The organism is Sphaerisporangium corydalis, assembly GCF_025506355.1.
GTDB lineage: Bacteria > Actinomycetota > Actinomycetes > Streptosporangiales > Streptosporangiaceae > Sphaerisporangium > Sphaerisporangium corydalis.
Map to the genome: position 1 here is coordinate 1 of NZ_JANZYP010000149.1, position 1,693 is coordinate 1,693.

Below are 1,693 nucleotides of genomic sequence, written 5' to 3' on the forward strand. Positions count from 1 at the left end.
GCTGGCTGCTGCTGATGCGGGGGTGGTCAGGGCGGACATCAGTTGCGACGATGACACCGCGGCCAGGGCGGATCCCGACATGACAGAGGTCATGAACCTCCGGCGCGAAACGGCCACGCGAACTCCTCTCGTGCCTTCACGGCAATACGCGTTTCACCGCGCCGTCCGGCGTCGTCGAGTCGGCGAAACCGCACGCCAGAGGGCACGGGGCGGCACGCGTCGTCCCCGACGCCGCAGCGGGCCGCTTGCATCATCCTGACATTCATCGATACATAGCCGCAATACTCAGAAATCCAGATGAAATCTATGAGCAAGCTGTTTGCAAGAGCTTGCGAATGCCGCCGTAATCGGACCGGTCCAAGCGGCATCCCGGACCTCACCGTCCACCGGAGGTGCGGATCGTCCGAGGTTGGGTAGGTTGGCTCGGTGCCGACCGCCCCGACCGCGCTCCCGCCGACGACGACCACGTCGCCGGTCCGCCTGGCCTGGCTGGACGCCCTGCGCGGCATCGGAGCCCTGGCGGTGGTGGCCGAGCACCTGCTCCCGTGGGTCGTCCCCTCGCTGCGCCCCTACTGGTTCAACCTCGGCCTGTACGGGATCCTGGTCTTCTTCCTGGTCAGCGGCTACATCATTCCCGCGTCCCTGGAGCGGCACGGCGACGTCGCGGCCTTCTGGACCAGCCGGGTCTTCCGCCTGTACCCGCTCTATCTGGTCGTCATCGGCGTGGTCCTCGCGCTGACCTGGTGGATCCCCATCCGCGCCACCGTGCCGCGCGACCTGTCGGCGGTCGCGGGGCACGCGACCATGCTGATGGACGTCATCGGCGTCGGCGGCGTCGTCGACACCATGTGGACGCTGTCGTACGAGATGGTGTTCTACCTGCTGGTGACGGCGTTGTTCGTGACCGGGGCGCACCGCCGCAGCGGCGCGCTCGCCGTCCTGTTCGGGGCCGTGGGGATGGCCACCGGACTGATGCTGCCGGGCCCCCCGCTGTCGGGCAACTGGCTGGCGTGGGTGTCGTTCGCCGGTTTCGCCATCGGGCTCGCGTGCGTGTTCACCGGCCGGTTCCGCACCGCCGCCGCCTGCGGGCTCGGGCTGATGGCGCTCACCCTGCTGCTCATGAGCAGCAGGGTCCCCTGGTTCGGCGCGGTCATCGTCGCGGTCATGTTCGCCGGCACCGCCATCCACCGCTGGGAGCGGGGCACCGGCCCGCTCTGGCCGGTCATGGTGACGATGACGCTCGTGGCGCTCGCCCCGGTGTGGGCGCTCCAGGGCGGCTGGTGGTGGATCCAGCCGGATGTGTGGATCACGACGATCGCGCTGGCCGCGGCGACGTTCGCGGGCGCGATGGCGCTGCGACACCGGCGGGTGCCCCGGGTGCTCGCCTGGCTCGGGCTGATCAGCTACTCGCTCTACCTGCTGCACCACCCGCTGCTGAAGTACTTCGTCGCGCTCACCGGAGACCTGCGCTGGTCACCACTGGGCGTCCAGCTCCTCATGGCCACGGCCTTCCTGGCGGTGGTGCTGCCCGCGAGCTGGCTCACCCACCGATACGTCGAACGCCCGATGCAACGCCTAGCCCACCACCTCCGCCACCCCTCCTGACCCCAAGGCCCTCGCCTTCGGCTCGGGCAGTTTTCCTATGCCCTTCCGGCCTGCCGACCCCCCAACCCGCCCTACGCACCCCCCGACC

Annotated in this window: 1 protein-coding gene; it reads left to right on the forward strand. The window is 69.5% G+C overall.

All coding sequences use genetic code 11. The annotated features are described in order from the left end of the window. Positions 1 to 426 precede the first annotated feature (426 nt). Entirely contained in the window at positions 427 to 1,605 is a 1,179-nt protein-coding gene (locus tag NYZ98_RS41275) for an acyltransferase family protein (protein ID WP_262851014.1), read from the forward strand. Positions 1,606 to 1,693: the final 88 nt, after the last annotated feature.